The sequence below is a fragment of the Halomonas sp. SIMBA_159 genome (genome assembly GCF_046536035.1).
GTDB classification, from domain to species: Bacteria; Pseudomonadota; Gammaproteobacteria; order Pseudomonadales; family Halomonadaceae; genus Vreelandella; species Vreelandella venusta_A.
The window spans coordinates 1-238 of sequence record NZ_JAWJBT010001554.1 but is presented as its reverse complement, the minus strand read 5'-3'; the positions used below and the strand labels follow the sequence as shown (position 1 = coordinate 238).

At 55.0% G+C, this 238-nt stretch carries 1 protein-coding gene; it reads right to left on the bottom strand.

The window, feature by feature from the left end; all coding sequences use genetic code 11:
• The coding region (locus tag R0J87_RS24450) for a hypothetical protein (RefSeq protein WP_498889639.1) at positions 1 to 238 on the bottom strand (238 nt) is incomplete at both ends.

Below are 238 nucleotides of genomic sequence, written 5' to 3'. Positions count from 1 at the left end.
AATATGCACGATGGCGTTAGCGTCGCCATGCTGGGCGGCCAACTGGCTAAAGGTCATCGAAGAGGCGGTGTTTAGTGGCAAGCTAACTGTCGTTTCCTCCTGTTGGTGCAGTTCGCTAGCCAGTTTAATGACGCTCTCGTTAAATGGCATGGACTCTTGCAAGCCAAAGGGCAGGGTGAAGGAGAGCAGCTCAACTCGGTAGGCCGCAGAGCTTTCCAGTCGCCATACAGCCGCATGG